At 71.2% G+C, this 14,545-nt stretch carries 13 protein-coding genes; 7 read left to right on the forward strand and 6 right to left on the reverse strand.

Annotated elements, in window-relative coordinates; all coding sequences use genetic code 11:
- Positions 1-195 precede the first annotated feature (195 nt).
- The 5 genes from ELQ94_RS06935 to ELQ94_RS06955 all read right to left on the reverse strand — a co-directional run bounded on the left by ELQ94_RS06935 (position 196) and on the right by ELQ94_RS06955 (position 5,381).
- Positions 196-1,305 (reverse strand): ABC transporter ATP-binding protein, encoded by a 1,110-nt coding sequence (locus ELQ94_RS06935; RefSeq protein ID WP_127048560.1) that lies wholly within the window; start codon positions 1,303-1,305, stop codon positions 196-198.
- Entirely contained in the window at positions 1,302-2,270 is a 969-nt protein-coding gene (locus ELQ94_RS06940) for an ABC transporter permease (RefSeq protein ID WP_243696902.1), read from the reverse strand. The genes ELQ94_RS06935 and ELQ94_RS06940 overlap by 4 nt, the downstream gene beginning before the upstream one ends.
- Positions 2,258-3,163, reverse strand: coding sequence for an ABC transporter permease (locus ELQ94_RS06945; RefSeq protein ID WP_208007576.1), 906 nt, complete (start codon positions 3,161-3,163; stop codon positions 2,258-2,260). Before ELQ94_RS06945 ends, ELQ94_RS06940 begins: the two co-directional genes overlap by 13 nt.
- A 6-nt stretch (positions 3,164-3,169) precedes the next feature.
- On the reverse strand, positions 3,170-4,300 hold the full coding sequence (locus ELQ94_RS06950; RefSeq protein WP_127048562.1) for an ABC transporter substrate-binding protein: 1,131 nt from the start codon (positions 4,298-4,300) through the stop codon (positions 3,170-3,172).
- 220 nt (positions 4,301-4,520) lie between these two features.
- Positions 4,521-5,381 (reverse strand): DUF3097 domain-containing protein, encoded by an 861-nt coding sequence (locus tag ELQ94_RS06955; RefSeq protein WP_127050156.1) that lies wholly within the window; start codon positions 5,379-5,381, stop codon positions 4,521-4,523.
- A 250-nt stretch (positions 5,382-5,631) separates the two neighbouring features.
- Here ELQ94_RS06955 and ELQ94_RS06960 point away from each other — a divergent pair, with 250 nt between their 5' ends.
- From ELQ94_RS06960 to ELQ94_RS06970, 3 genes are all read left to right on the forward strand, one after another.
- Positions 5,632-7,788 carry a TPM domain-containing protein gene (locus tag ELQ94_RS06960; RefSeq protein WP_166404679.1) on the forward strand — a complete coding sequence of 719 codons (2,157 nt, stop codon included), beginning with the start codon at positions 5,632-5,634 and terminating at the stop codon, positions 7,786-7,788.
- 88 nt (positions 7,789-7,876) lie between these two features.
- On the forward strand, positions 7,877-8,650 hold the full coding sequence (locus tag ELQ94_RS06965) for a PspA/IM30 family protein (RefSeq protein WP_127048564.1): 774 nt from the start codon (positions 7,877-7,879) through the stop codon (positions 8,648-8,650).
- Positions 8,651-8,725: 75 nt separating this feature from the next.
- Entirely contained in the window at positions 8,726-9,589 is an 864-nt protein-coding gene (locus ELQ94_RS06970) for an arginase family protein (protein ID WP_127048566.1), read from the forward strand.
- 31 nt (positions 9,590-9,620) lie between these two features.
- Here ELQ94_RS06970 and ELQ94_RS06975 read toward each other — a convergent pair whose 3' ends face one another.
- Complete coding sequence (locus ELQ94_RS06975; RefSeq protein ID WP_127048568.1) at positions 9,621-10,601, reverse strand: serine hydrolase domain-containing protein; 981 nt, start codon at positions 10,599-10,601, stop codon at positions 9,621-9,623.
- A gap of 64 nt (positions 10,602-10,665) precedes the next feature.
- Between ELQ94_RS06975 and ELQ94_RS06980 the strand changes: the two genes are divergently transcribed.
- The 4 genes from ELQ94_RS06980 (at position 10,666) to ELQ94_RS06995 (ending at position 14,377) form a co-directional block, all read left to right on the forward strand.
- Positions 10,666-11,181: a P-loop nucleotide/nucleoside kinase family protein gene (locus tag ELQ94_RS06980; protein WP_127048570.1), complete on the forward strand. Its 516-nt coding sequence runs from the start codon at positions 10,666-10,668 to the stop codon at positions 11,179-11,181.
- 335 nt (positions 11,182-11,516) lie between these two features.
- A complete protein-coding gene (locus ELQ94_RS06985) occupies positions 11,517-12,302 on the forward strand; it encodes a crotonase/enoyl-CoA hydratase family protein (RefSeq protein ID WP_127048572.1) in 786 nt (261 codons plus the stop codon).
- 200 nt (positions 12,303-12,502) lie between these two features.
- On the forward strand, positions 12,503-13,978 hold the full coding sequence (locus tag ELQ94_RS06990) for a dihydrolipoyl dehydrogenase family protein (protein ID WP_127048574.1): 1,476 nt from the start codon (positions 12,503-12,505) through the stop codon (positions 13,976-13,978).
- On the forward strand, positions 13,979-14,377 hold the full coding sequence (locus ELQ94_RS06995; protein WP_127048576.1) for a Fe-S oxidoreductase: 399 nt from the start codon (positions 13,979-13,981) through the stop codon (positions 14,375-14,377).
- Positions 14,378-14,545 lie beyond the last annotated feature (168 nt).

A 14,545-nucleotide genomic window follows, 5' to 3' on the forward strand; every position in this document is an offset into this window, starting at 1 on the left:
TCCGGAACGACCACAAACTCGAGCAAGGAACGGTGTAGTCCTGCTCCTGTTCGCTGTTCGCTGTTCGCTGTTCGCTGTTCGCTGTTCGCGTCGGATTGTCCCAGTCGCTGGCACCGTTGATGGACGAAATTGTCCAAAGCACCGAGCACGAAGTCAGCGGAGCTGTGCTCCTTAGACGGTGTACTGTGTGTCGAGCTAGCGAACCGCGAGTGAGTCCGCCGACACCTCGATGCGCACGTTGTCGCCGAAGGCGAGCCGCTCGTCCGCCGAGTGCTGCATGCGGATCGCGACCCCGCTCTCCGTGCGCAGCCGCGTGCGGCGCAGCGACCCGAGGAACGTGCTCTCGAGCACCGTCGCGGGCTCGCCGCGGCCGTCGGCCGCGAGCCGCACGTTCTCGGGTCGCAGCAGCACCTCCACGGGGCCATCGGGCCGCTCCGCCCGCAGTGGCAGCCGCGCGCCGAAGACGGTCGCGTGACCACCCATCGCCTCCGCCGGGATCACGCTCGAGAGCCCCACGAAGTCCGCGACGAACGGCGTGGCCGGGTCGCGGTAGAGCTCCTCGGGCGTGCCGATCTGCTCGATGCGGCCACCGTTCATCACGGCGATCCGGTCGGAGACGGCGAGCGCCTCCTCCTGGTCGTGCGTCACGAAGACGGTCGTGATCGCGAGCCGCAACTGGATGCGGCGGATCTCGTCGCGGAGCTGCACGCGCACCTTCGCATCGAGCGCTGAGAGCGGCTCGTCGAGGAGCAGCACCCGCGGCTCCGTCACGAGGGCACGCGCGAGCGCCACACGCTGCTGCTGCCCGCCGGAGAGCATCGCCGGGTACCGGTCGCCGAAGTCGCGCAGCCCCACGAGCTCGAGGGCGGCGAGCGCCCGGTCGCGCGCCTCCGCTTTCTTCACCTTGCGCATGCCGAGGCCGAACATCGTGTTCTCCACCGCGGTGAGGTGCGGGAAGAGGGAGTAGGCCTGGAACACCATTCCGAGGTCGCGCTTGTTCGTGGGCACGTGCGACACGTCGGTGCCGCCGATGCGCACCACGCCGCCCTCGGGCGACTCGAGGCCCGCGAGCACCCGCAGCGCCGTGGTCTTGCCGCACCCCGACGGCCCCAGCAGGGAGACGAACTCCCCCGCCGCGATATCGAGGTCGAGGCCGTGCAGCACGCGGTGTCCGCCGTACTCCTTCACGACGTCGCGGAACGACACGCTCGCGCCGTCGATGCCCGACGCCACGAGCGGGTTCGAGCCCGTGGTGCGGGCATCCGGCGCCGTCTCGGCGTGGGTGACACGTGCTTCCGTGGTCATGTCGGGTCCTTTCGCGGGGTGGAGCGTCGGAGGGCCGCCGCCGTGCCCACGCGACCGATGAGGAGCAGCAGCAGGAAGGCGAAGAGCAGCGCGAGGAGCGCGAGGATCACCGCGACGTACGGGTCCTGCTTGTTGACGACGAAGAGCGCCGTCTGGAGGTTCTGCCGGTTGAGCAGCGACGCGATCGTGAACTCGCCGAGCACCACGGCCACCGAGATGAGCGACGCGGAGAGGAGCCCCACGCGCAGGTTCGGTGCGAGCACCTTGAGGAGCACGCTCCCCCAGCCGGCGCCGAGCGACCGCGCGGCCTCCGTGAGGGTGCGCACGTCGATCGCGTCCAGGTTCGCCTGGATCGCCCGGTACGCGTACGGCAGCACCGTGACGCCGTACGCGAAGGCGAGGGTCCAGACTCCCGTTCCCACGGCCCGACCGATCGCCAGGTAGATGGGGGCGAGCCCCACCACGAGCACGATCGCCGGGATCGACAGCGGCAGGAGGCAGAGGAACTCGAGCGGGCGGCGCAGCTTCGGGAAGCGCAGCGTCACGAGGATCATCGTGGGCGCGAGGAGGAACAGCACGATCGCGACCGTGGTGATCGCGAGCAGGAACGATCCCTGCAGGCCCCGCCAGATGGGCGCGTACTTCCCGGCGTTGGCCGGATCGAGGAGCGCCGTGTAGTGGCTGAGGTCGTAGCCGCCGCCCGTGGCGCGCAGCGTGAACTCCACCATCGACGCGATCGGGATGAGGAACACGAGCCCCACCACGCCGAGGATCACCCACGTGGTCGCGCGGCGCGGAGCGATCGTGGCGCGCACGCGGCCGGAGCGGGGCGCGCGGGCTCCCGACGGCGACGGGGCGGCGGGAGTCACCGTGGGGGCGGCAGCGGATGCAGCCGCAGATGCAGCCGCGTCGGGCGTGCCCGGCATGCCCGTGGACGGGGCGCCGGTGCGGGTCAGGCCTGCCATCGTGCGGCCCTCCGCTGGACGAGCGCGTAGAGCGTCATCACCACCGCCATGATCACGATCATGCCGAGGGCGAGCACGCCGGCCACGTTCTCTCGGCCGAGCACCGTCTCGCTCGTGAGCGCCGTGCGGATCTGCAGCGGTACGATCGACGACCCCTGGCTCGACAGCGCGGCCGCCGTCGCATACGACGAGAACGCGTTCGCGATGAGCAGCAGAAAGCTCGCGAGGAACGACGGCGCGAGCACCGGGATCCCCACCTTCCGCCAGAACGCCGCGCGCGTGCCGCCGAGAGTCAGCGTCGCCTCGAGCCACTGGGGCTTCAGCCCCGCGAGGGCGGGGAGGAACGTGATCACCATGAGCGGCACCTGGAAGTAGACATAGGGCAGGACGAGGCCGGGCAGCTCGTAGATCCACGCGCCATCGGCGAAGATGTCGATCCCGAACGCGTCCTGCAAGAGGAGCGTGACGACGCCCTGCAGGCCGATCGTCGCGATGAACGCGAACGCGAGCATGACGCCGCCGAACTGGGCGAGCACGCCGCTCGCCGCGTCGACGATCGCGCGGGCGCGGCCGCCCTCCGGGAAGCCGAGCATGGCGTAGCTGAGCGCCGCGCCCACGACGGCGCCGATCGCCGCGGTGAGGAACGACAACCACGTGGAGTTCCAGAACGCGCCGAGGATCACCGGGTCCGTGAGCGCCGCGAGGTTGTCGAGCGTGAACGCGCCGTCGGCGGTGAAGAGGCCGCTCGCGAGGGCGATGCCCGTGGGGAGGGCGAGGAAGACGACGACGTACGCGCCGAACGGGAGCAGCCCGAGGACTGCAGGGGCGGGGGCACGCCGGCGCCGTCGACCGGAGTCGACGGCACCGACGCCCGCGTGAACTGCGGAGGTCACGGGTGGTTAGCCGACCGCGGCGGCCCATTCGGCTCCGAGGAGCTCACCCGCCGTAGCGCTCTGGTCGGACGTCGGCACGACGACCTCGCTCGGGGCCTCGGGGAGCGCCTCGAACAGGTCGGCGTCGATCGTGCCGGCCTCCTCCATCGCGTCGGCGAGCACCGGGCGGGCGCCACCGGCGAGCCACAGGTTCTGCGCCTCGTCGCTGTAGAGGAACTCCTGCCACAGGCGAGCGGCCGCGGGGTTCGGCGCGTCCGCGTTCACGGCCTGGTTGTAGTAGCCGGCGTAGCCCGTACCCGGGAGGATCTTGACCTTCCAGTCGGGGTTGTCCGCGGCGTGCGTCACGTTGAGGTAATCCCAGTCGAAGACGACGGGGGTCTCGCCGGAGGCGACGGTGGCGCTCGTGACGTCGAGCTTCAGCATGTTGCCGGCAGCATTGAGTTCCTTGAAGAACTCGATGCCGGGGCCGAAGTCGTCGAGGTCGCCGCCGTTCTGCACGGTCGCGAGGCCCACGGCGGCAAAGGCCGCACCGGCCTGCGTCGGGTCGCCGTTGATGGCGACGGAACCCTTGTAGTCGTCGTCGAGCAGGTCGCTGAGCTCCTCGGGAGCGTCGAACTTCGACGAGTCGTAGCCGATCGACATGTATCCGCCGTAGTCGCCGGTGAAGAGTCCGCTCTCCTCCTTCAGCGCCTCGGGGATCGAGTCCCACTGCTCCACCTTGTACGGGGCGAACTTGTCCGTGTTCTCGAGGGCCACCGTGAGGCCGAGGTCGAAGACGTCGGGAGCGGTGTCGAGGCCAGCGTTCGTCTCCGCGGCCTGGATCTCCTCGGCGCTCGACGCGTCGGGCGAGGCCTCGTTGATCGTGATCTCCGGGTACTTCGCGGCGAACGCGTCGAGGACGGCACCGTAGTTGGCCCAGTCGCGCGGGAGGGCGATCACGTTGAGCTGACCCTCGGCCTTCGCGGCGGCCTCGAGGTCGGCGAGCGACCCGAAGTCGGCGAGGCTCGTGGCGGTGGCGGCGTCGACGGAGTCGCTTCCGCCGGATGCGGCGTCAGCCCCTCCGGACGAGCATGCTCCGAGGAGCAGGGTGATGGACGCGGCGGCCGCGAGTGCGGCCAGGCCTCGACGTGTGGACATGGTTTCCTCCAGTGCTGCGCCGAGGACGGGTATGGCTCGGCTGCCTCCCGGAGGTTAGGACCGCCACACGACGCACCGCTGTCCGCCCGGTGAACACCCCGTGAAGCGCACCCCAACCACGCCTCCCGCCTCCCCGCCCCTTTCCCCTCTCCCCCCTGAAAACTTCCTATGTGGTCGAAAATTCGAGCCCATAGGAAGTTTTTAGGAGGGAGAGAGGGGGTCAGGAGGTGGGTTCGGTGACGAAGTCGATGAGGTGCTCGACGCGGCCGAGGAGCTCGGGCTCGAGGTCGCCGAACGAGTTCACCTTCGAGAGGATGTGCTGCCACGCCGCCGCGATGTCCGCTTGCGTCTCGTACGGCCAGCCGAACGAGCGGCAGATCCCCTTCTTCCACTCGATGTTCCGCGGAATCGTGGGCCACGCCTCGATGCCGAGCCGCTGCGGCTTCACCGCCTGCCACACGTCGATGAACGGGTGCCCCACCACGAGCACGTGTTCGCGGAACGCCGGCTTCACCGCGCTCGCGACGATGCGGCTCTCCTTCGACCCCTGCACGAGGTGGTCGACGAGCACCCCGATGCGGCGATCCCGCGTGGGCTGCGCCTCCTCGAGGTGGGTCGCGAGGTCGTCGATGCCGCCGAGGTACTCCACGACCACGCCCTCGACGCGCAGATCGTGACCCCACACCTTCTCCACGAGCTCGGCGTCGTGCCGGCCCTCCACGTAGATGCGGCTCGCGCGCGCGGTGCGGGCGCGGTGGTTCTCCACGGCGAAGGAGCCGGAGGCGGTGCGCTTCGGCGCGGTCTTCGCGGCCGACGGAGCGGGGGCCGTGAGCGTGACGGGCGCACCGTCGATCATGAAGCCGGGGCCGAGCGGGAACGCCCGCACCTTGCCGCGGCGGTCCTCCAGCTCGATCATGCGGGAATCGGCGCGCACGACGGCGCCCACCCAGCCGGTCGCCAGCTCCTCGATCACCATGTCGCGTTCGACGGGCACCTGCGGGATCACCTTCCGGCCGGCCGCGCGCCAGTCCCCGGCGAGCACGTCGCCCCCGTAGCGGTCGAACGGGTCGCTGGAATCCATCACCCCGTCACGCTAATCGCGGCCGGCCCGGGCGCCGCCGAGCCACGCCGCTCCCCGGTCCGTCACCCGATCCCCGAACCTGTCGACGGGACGTCACCCTCCGCGCAACCCGGCACGCGTCGACACGCTCAGCGACCGATGCGTGCTCAAGCAACCTGAACGAGCCCTGGGACTGGGCTGGGTGGATGGACGGGGTATGAAGCCGCCACCTAGACTTCTAGCCACACTCAGGAAACGGGAGAGTGGGCACATGCTCGCGAGGTTCACAACGGCTGCGGCCGCCCTGGTTGTCGCGGCCGCAACGGCGGTGCTCCCCCTGTCCGCCGGTTCCGCTCTCGCGTCGACACCGGCCGCCAGCTCCGAGAACGCCGTCTCGACGTCCGCCACGACGGACACCGCGGTCCCCGCGATCCGCTCCGCCGAGGCGCCCGTCGACCTCGGCAGCGAGCACGTCGTCGACAACTCCGGTGTGCTCGACGCCGCCGGGATCTCCGCGATCGAGGACGCCATCGGCGAACTCCAGCGGGAGGACGTCGACCTCTGGGTCGTCTATGTGGGCGAGTTCTCCTCCCCCACCGACGCCGAGACCTGGGCCAACAACACGGCCGAGCAGAACGGCCTCGGCCCGAACCAGTACCTCCTGGCCGTGGCGACGGACTCCCGCAACTACTACCTGTCGGGCGACACATCCGGCCCCGTCTCGGGCGACCAGCTCACCTCCATCGAGGAGGACCAGATCCTCCCCGCGCTGCGCGACGACGACTGGTCGGGCGCCGGCGTCGCCGCCGCGAACGGCCTCCGCGACGTGCTCGCGGGCAGCTACGGCTCGTCCGGCTCCGGCTTCTTCTGGATCCTCATCGCGGGTGTCGTAGGCATCGGCGCCGTCATCTTCTTCGTGGCCCGTTCCCGCCGCCGCACCTCGGGCACCTCGGGTGCGACCGGGCCCGCCGCGCCCGCGGCCGTTCCCACCGCCGAGCTCCAGCGCCAGGCCGGCATCGCCCTCGTACGCACCGACGACGCCGTGCGCACGAGTGAGCAGGAGCTGAGCTTCGCCGTGGCCCAGTACGGCGCCGAGAGCACCGTCGCGTTCCGCGCCTCGATCGACGCGGCGAAGGCGAAGCTCACGGAGGCGTTCACGCTCAAGCAGCAGCTCGACGACCACATCGAGGACACTGAGCAGCAGGTGCGCGAGTGGAACGAACGCATCATCGCGCTGTGCGACGCGGCGGACGACGACCTCGACGCGCAGGCCGAGTCGTTCGCGCAGCTGCGGGCGATCGAGCAGAACGCCCCCGAGACCCTCGCGACCATCCGCACCGAGGTCGCCTCGGCCCGCGACAGACTTCCGGGCACGAGCCAGCGGCTCGAGGCCGCACGTGCCCGTCTCGCCGCGAGCGCTCTCGAACCCGTCGTCGACAACGTGCGCGAGGCCGACGGACTCCTCGCCTTCGCCGACGAACGCTTCGCCGAAGCCGACACCGCGATCGCCGGCCAGCGCGGGGGCGAGGCCGCCGTCGCGATCCGGGCCGCAGAGACCGCGGGCGACCAGGCCGTCGCCCTCCTCGACGCCGTCGACCGGCGCCTCGAGCAGCTCGACCACGCCGAGCAGACCATCCCCGGCCTCCTCTCCGAGATCGACGCCGACATCGCGGCCGCCCGCGCTCGCGGCCAACGCGGGGGCGACCTCGCCGCCGCCGTGGCCGCCGCGGAGACCGTCGTGGCCGACGTCCGCGCAGCGCAATCATCCGCCGCCCCGGGCGACCCCGTCGCCACTCTCGACCGCCTCACGGCCGCGTCCACGTCGATCGATGCCGCGACGGAGGAGGTGCGCGCCGCAGACGAGGCCGCCCGCCGCGCCTCGAGCCTCCTCGGCTCCGTGCTCGTCTCGGCCCGGGCCAAGGTGAGCGCCGCCGAGGACTTCATCTCCTCCCGCCGCGGAGCGATCACCGAGGACGCCCGAACGCGACTCGCGAGCGCCGGTCAGTCGCTCGTGCGGGCCGAGCAGCTCGGCGCGACCGACCCCGCCGCGGCCCTCGAGCACGCCCAGCGCGCCGAGTCCCTCGCCTCCGACGCCATGCGCGCCGCCCAGGTGGACATGAACTCCTACTCCTCGCCCCGCATGAGCACGGGTAGCGGCATCGGCGATGCCGCGACGGGTTCGGTGATCGGCAACATCCTCACCGACATGCTCCTCGGCGGCGGAAGCAGCCGCCGCGGCGGCTATGGCGGAGGCGGTGGCGGTGGGATCTTCGGCGGCAGCGGCGGCGGATTCGGTGGCGGCTTCGGCGGCAGCGGACGCTCGCGCTCCGGAGGCGGCGGCTTCGGCGGCGGATCGCGCTCCCGTTCGAGCTTCGGCGGCTCCCGCGGCGGCGGCGGTCGATCCCGTTCCGGCGGCGGCCGGTTCTGATCCACAGACCGCACTCGACCCGCACCGCCGACAGACCGATGATCTTCCTGACCCACAGACGACAGCACCACGACGAGAGGAACCACTCATGAGCAAGCAGTCCATCTTCGGCCGAATCAGCCAGCTCGCCCGCGCCAACATCAACGCCCTCCTCGACCAGGCTGAGGACCCGCAGAAGATGCTCGACCAGATGGTGCGCGACTTCACCAACTCGATCGCCGACGCCGAGAGCGCCATCGCCGAGACCATCGGCAACCTCCGCATGCTCGAGCAGGACCATGCCGAGGACGTGCGCGCCGCGCAGGAGTGGGGCCAGAAGGCCATTGCCGCGAGCCGCAAGGGCGATGAGTTGCGCAGCGCCGGCCACACCGCCGACGCCGACAAGTTCGACAACCTCGCGAAGGTCGCCCTGCAGCGTCAGATGAGTGAGGAGCGCGAGGCGAGGAGCGCCGAGCCGCAGATCGCCGCCCAGACCGACGTGGTCAACAAGCTCAAGTCGGGCCTCGACAGCATGAAGGGCAAGCTCGAGCAGCTGAAGTCGAAGCGCAGCGAGCTCATCGCCCGCTCGAAGACCGCCGAAGCGCAGCAGCGCGTGCACGACGCCGTGAAGAGCATCGACATCATGGACCCGACGAGCGAAGTCTCGCGCTTCGAGGACAAGATCCGTCGCGAGGAGGCCAAGGCCGCCGGCCAGGCCGAGCTCGCCGCGTCGAGCCTCGACGCGCAGTTCGAGTCGCTCGAGGACCTCGGCGAGCTCACCGAGGTGGAGGCGCGCCTCGCCGCGCTGAAGCACGGCGGCTCCTCCACCCCGCTCCCCGCCGTCGAGGCCACCCCCGGCACGTCCTACACGCCGGGACAGTGACCCGGCGTTCCCCGATGCCCCGGTCGGGCGGCGCGAGCACCCCTCGCGTCGCCCGCCGTCGGGCGGAGGGCTGACATGGCGCGCTTCGTCGTCGTGCCGCAGTGGCAGGGTTCCGGGTCGGACCGCGCCATGCGCGTCGCGACCGGTGCCGCCCGCATCGCCGAGGACCTGCCGCGGGCCGCGACCGAGCACGTCGAGGTGCCGCTCGAGGCCGGGTCGGCGCTCGACACGGGCGTCGTGCGCGCCTCCTCCGTGCTGCGCGTGCGCGAGGCCCTCGCCGCGACGCTCGCGCAGGGCGACGGGCCGGCCGTGACGATCGGCGGTGACTGCGGCGTGGAACTCGCCGCGATCGAGTACGCCGCGTCGCTCCATCCCGACCTCGCCGTGGTGTGGTTCGACGCCCACTCCGACCTCAACGTGCCCGAGGAATCGCCGTCCGGTGCGTTCCACGGCATGGTGCTGCGCTCGATCCTCGGCGATGGCCCACCCGCGTTCGCCTCCCGGTCCGCCGTGTCACCCGCGCGCACCGTGCTCGCCGGCGTGCGCTCGATGGATCCGGGTGAGGAGGCCTTCGCGACGTCATCCGGTGTCGCTGTTCTCCCCGGCACCGAGGCGACGGCCGAGTCCGTGGTCGCCGCGTTGCGCGCGACGGGCGCCACGAGCGTCTACGTGCACATCGACCTCGACGTGCTCGACCCGGCCGCGGTCACCGCGGTGAACCACCCCGAGCCGTTCGGGTTGAGCGTCACCCAGCTGCTCGACGCCGTGAAGGCCGTGCGGGCGGAGTTCACGCTCGCGGGCGCCGGCATCATGGAGTTCGCCCCGGCCGACGACGGTTCTGGGTCCGGCTCAGGCTCCGGTTCCGGCAGCGATGCGGACACCGGCGCGGGCGACGACCTCACGACGATCCTCCGCCTCATCGGCGCGCTCAAGCCCTGACGGCGCGGCGCGAGGTGGCGAAACCCGTCACTCAGGAATCCACGTTCAGCTGCCGCAGGATCGTGCTCACGCCGGGCGCCTCCGCGTTGCCGAGGACGGCGATGGCGATGTCCCGCCGAGGCAGGAACGCCATCAGCGACTGGTAGCCCGGGTTGTCTCCGGGGACGAACCACGCATCATGTTCGCGCACTCGACCGATGAACGTGCCGAAGCCGTATGCCGTGGCGGATGCGGGCTGATCGGCCGGGTCGGGCGGATCGAGGTCGACGTGTTCGGTCCACAGAAGAGACGCCAGGCCCGAGTCGATGAGGTCGTCGCTGCGCAGCGCTCGGCTGTAGCGAAGGAGATCGGTCGTCGTCGTCCACAGGTCCCCGGTTCCGGGCAGGTGAGTGAAGCCCTCCTCGACCTCGATGTACCGGCCGCCCCGCCGGCCGACGGCGACGTCCGTCTCGCCGATCGGGAACCGACCCGACGTGGTGTCGCGCATCCCCGCACGTGAGAAGACGAGTTCCTCCGCGACCTCGCCGTACGGCCTACCCGTAGCCGCCTCGACGACGAGAGCGACGACGACGAAACCCGGGCCGCTGTAGCGCCAGCCGTCTCCCGGCTCGGACACCAGCTGTGCCTCGCCGATCAGCTCGACCAACGCGTCGCGTCCCGGCGGGGTCTCCAAGAGCGGGGGCAGACCGGGGATGTCGCCCCAGTGGCCGATCCCCGAGCTGTGGCTCAGAAGCTGACGCAGCATGATCGGCTGCAGCCGAGCCGGCAACCCCGTCAGCCACTGACCGATGGGCCCGTCGAGCTCCAGGATGCCGCGGTGCACGAGCGAGAGGGTGACGACCGACATGACCTGCTTGCTGATCGAGCCGGCCTGGAACCGGGATCGAGCTGAGCACGCCGGCGATCCCGGGCCGGCCGTCGTCCCGACCGACACCTCCTCGATCACCTCGCCGCCGCGCATCACGAGAGCCGATCCGGACCACGACTCCGGCGGTGTGTCAGCGATCGTCATCCGGCAACGCTATCGGGCCTCTCCGACGGTGCCCTCTCGAGTGCCCGACGGACATACTGGATCGATGACTTCGAGCGTGTTCCTCAACGGCACCGTCGGCGTGGGCAAGACGACGACGTCCGCCGCCCTCGGCGATCTCCTGACCGCCCGACAGGTGCCCCACGCCGTCATCGACCTCGACGAGACCCGCCGGATGTGGCCGAGCCCTGCGGATGACGGGTTCCACTTCGCGCTGTCGATGCGGAACCTCGCCGCGCTGACGGAGAACTACCGGGCGGCGGGAGCGCAGCGACTCGTGCTCGCCGGGGTGGTCGAGTCGCGCGACGACGTGACGGCCGTCGAGCGCGCGATCGGGGGCACGATCAGCGTCGTCCGACTCGTCGCGCCGGGGGACGTCGTCGACGCACGGCTCCGCGGACGCCATGTCCACGACACCGACGGTCTGACCTGGAGCCTCGCCCGCCGCGGCGAGCTGCACGCGATCCTCGACGCCGCCGGTATCGAGGACCACGTCGTCGTCTCGGACGGCCGCCCACCCGCCGCTCTGGCCGACGAGATTGCCACCCGCCTCGGCTGGTGAACGGTGTCCGGTCCCCAGCGCGCCACTGCCCCTCGCTCATCCCTCGGCCCCCGACCCTCGCACCGTCCCTCGATCGTCGCCACGTAGCCCTCTTGCGCGCATTCATGTCGCCCGGATGGCCGAAAACCGCGCAAATGGGCTACCGAGAGGACCGTGAGAGGCGGCGGGACGGCGGGCGCGGGGCGGGTGCGTCGGCGACGGACGACGGACGACGGGTGCCGCGGCGCGAGGCGGCAGGGGGCGGCACGCCGCGACGCGCGGCGGCTCACACAGCGGCGCGGGCCGCACGGGCACAACCGGGTGCGGCTGTCGGCAGCAGCGAGCACAATGGGGCTATGGCAGAGCAGCTCATCCTCACCGAACGGCGGGGGCACGTCCTCCTCATCGGCCTGAATCGCCCCGACAAACGCAACGCCGCGACGTTCGACATGCTGCGCGACCTCGCCGCCGCCTACGGCGAGCTCGACGACGATCCGGAGCTGCGCGTCGGCGTGGTGTGGGCGGTCGGCGATCACTTCACCGGCGGCCTCGATCTTGCGGACATCGGACCGCGGCTCGGCTCCGACGGCCTCGACTTCGTGCCGGATGGCGGGATCCACCCCTGGCAGGTGGACGGCCGCAGCCTCACGAAACCCGTCGTCATGGCCGCCCAGGGCACGTGCTTCACACTCGGAATCGAGCTCGCCCTCGCGAGCGACATCGTCGTGGCCGCGACGGACACGCGCTTCGCGCAGCTCGAGGTGTCGCGCGGCATCCTCCCCTTCGGCGGCGCGACCATCCGCTTCCCCCGCGCGGCCGGCTGGGGCAACGCGATGCGCTGGATCCTCACCGGTGACACGTTCGACGCCACGGAGGCCCACCGCATCGGACTCGTCCAGGAACTCACCGAACCGGGGAAACAGCTCGACCGGGCCCTCGAACTCGCCGAGCGGATCGCCGCCCAGGCTCCGCTCGCCGTGCAGGCCTCGCTCGCCAATGCCCGCACGGCGTTCCGCGAGGGTGACGCAGCGGCGGAGGCCGGGCTGGGGCCGGCGCTCGCGTCGTTGGCTGCGAGCGAGGACGCGGCGATCGGCATGAAAGCCTTCGCGACGCGCACGACCCCGGAGTTCGTCGGCCGCTGACCGGGCCGGACGCCGAGCCCGGGCACCGCGTCCATCCGACACCGACCTCGTCGACCTCCCAGCGACCACACGACATCCACGGAACGGCACCCCGCCGAACGACACCCGCAGCACCCCGCACCACGAACGACACCGCACGATCACTACCCCGCACGACGGACAGCACACAAGCCGCACCACCAGCCCAGACAGGAGTCGCCATGACCGACACCACCGCAGGACCCACAGACACCACCTCCGACACCGACACGTGGGACCTCATCGTCATCGGCGCCGGCGCCGTCGGCGAGAACGTCGCCGACTACGCCACGAAGGGCGGCCTGCGCGTCGCGATCGTGGAGGCCGAGCTCGTGGGCGGAGAGTGCTCCTACTGGGCGTGCATGCCGTCGAAGGCGCTCCTGCGTTCATCGACCGTGCTGCTCGCCGCGCAGCGCGTGGCCGGCGCGAGCGCCGCGGTGACGGGCGAGCTCGACGTGGCCGCGGTGCTCGAGCGCCGCACGAGCTTCACGAGCGAGTGGAACGACGCGAGCCAGGTGGAGTGGTTGCAGGGCGCAGGCATCGATCTCGTTCGCGGATGGGGCCGCATCGTCGGCGACCGCCGGGTCGACGTGACCCAGGCCGACGGCACCGTCCGCCACCTCACGGCCACGCATGCCGTGGCCGTCTGCACCGGATCCGTACCCACGATGCCGCCCATCGACGGTCTCGCCGAGGCGAAGCCGTGGACGAGCCGCGAGGCCACGAGCGTCACCGAGATGCCGGGATCCGTCGCGATCGTGGGCGGCGGCGTGGTCGCCTCCGAGCTCGCCACGATCTACCGCTCCCTCGGCTCCGAGGTCACCGTCATCATCCGCAGCCGCCTCCTCGGCACCCTCGAGGACATCGCGTCCGAGGCGGTGCAGTCGAGCCTTACAGAGTCGGGCGTGCGCTTCGTCACCGGCTCCCCGTCGAGCGTGACCCGCGGTGACGACGGCCGCGTGACCATCGCGCTCGGCGAGGACGACGCCCCGATCGAGGCGGACGAGATCATCATCGCGACGGGTCGCCACCCCGCCACGAGCGACATCGGCCTCGAGGACGTCGGCGTCACCCCGAAGGACCTGCACGTCGACGACTCGATGCGCGTCTCGGGCGTGCACGGCGACTGGCTGTACGCGGTCGGCGACATCAACGGTCGCGCGCTGCTGACCCACCAGGGCAAGTACCAGGCGCGCGCCGCGGGACTCGCGATCGCCGCCCGTGCCGCCGGAACGCTCTCGTCGGCACCCTCCGCCCGTCCGGAGCCGTGGAGCGACTACGCCGCGACCGCGGACCACGAGCACGTACCCTCGGTGGTGTTCACCGAGCCCGAGGTGGCGACGGTCGGACTCACCTCCACGGCCGCGACCGAGGCCGGCTACCCCGTGCGCGTCGTCGACTACGACCTCGGCGCCATCGCGGGCTCCGCCGTGCACGCCGACGGTTACACGGGCGCCGTCCGGGCCGTCATCGACACCGAGCGCCGCATCATCCTCGGCATGACCTTCGTGGGCCAGGACGTCTCCGAGATGCTGCACGCCGCGACGATCGCCGTCGTGGGCGAGGTGACCCTCGAGAAGCTCTGGCACGCGGTGCCCGCCTACCCCACGATGAACGAGGTCTGGCTGCGCCTGCTCGAGACGGAGCGGTACTCCTAGATGTCCCTCTTCCTCGATTCACCCGTGAGCCGCGCGGGGTACTACTTCGCCACCGCCGTGGGGCTCACGTGGGGGTTCGTCTGCTCCACCGGGAAGGTCGAGCGCCGCAACGGCCTCTGGGTCTTCACCGGGATGCCGAAGCGGGCCTTCGGCCGCGGTGGGTCGTGCGTTGGCGGGTGCTACCTGACCGACTCGAACGTGTCGGACGACATCCTCGAGCACGAGGCCGTGCACAAGCGGCAGTGGCAGCGCTACGGCATGCTCTTCCCCCTCCTGTACGGCCTGGCCGGGCGCGATCCGCTCAAGAACCGCTTCGAGATCGAGGCGGGTCTCGAGAAGGGCGGGTACCTCCGGCGGAGGCGCCGCCCTCGGAAGACGACGCGGCCGGCGTCGTCTTGATGTGATCCCTCACACCCGCGGAGGGACGGCTGTTTTACGGCCTGAATGATTAACGAGAATTACACATGGGGCCGTGCAGGGTACCCCCCGTTCCGGGTACCCTCAGAGAGACGGCTCCGCGCGCGGGATTCCCCCCAGCCCGCGCGGTGAGGGCCAGCTGTGAGCCGA

This window comes from Labedella endophytica (assembly GCF_003990045.1).
Lineage (GTDB): Bacteria > Actinomycetota > Actinomycetes > Actinomycetales > Microbacteriaceae > Labedella > Labedella endophytica.